Origin of the sequence: Paraburkholderia sp. SIMBA_054 (assembly GCF_046534875.1) — a bacterium.
In the GTDB taxonomy this organism is placed as follows: domain Bacteria; phylum Pseudomonadota; class Gammaproteobacteria; order Burkholderiales; family Burkholderiaceae; genus Paraburkholderia; species Paraburkholderia hospita.
In genome coordinates this window covers 1-251 of record NZ_JAWRXV010001289.1, presented here as the reverse complement: position 1 = coordinate 251, position 251 = coordinate 1, and the positions used below count along the sequence as shown (strand labels likewise).

1 pseudogene is annotated in these 251 nt (G+C 67.3%); it reads right to left on the bottom strand.

Annotated features, from left to right (window positions below):
• Nucleotides 1–213: pseudogene (locus SB822_RS59260) on the bottom strand (hypothetical protein); the annotation flags it as partial.
• Between the last annotated feature and the right edge of the window lie 38 nt (nucleotides 214–251).

Here is a 251-nt window from a genome sequence, read left to right as displayed (position 1 = left end):
CTTGATGATCAGTTCGTCGGCTTCCAGGTCGAGCACCAGCCGTGCGATCTGCTCGTCGAGCTCGCGGTGTTCGAGCCTGAGCGCGTTCAGTCGTTCTACGAGGGTGGCGGGATCGGCGGCGTCCATCGGTTCGAGCTTACACCGCCCGTTGGTCGCCGGCAGCGGCCGGCGGGACATCCGGACCCGGTAGAATGCCCCGATGAGTGCCGTCATTTCCCTTCCCGACCCGCAACCGTCGCGGCGCGACCCCC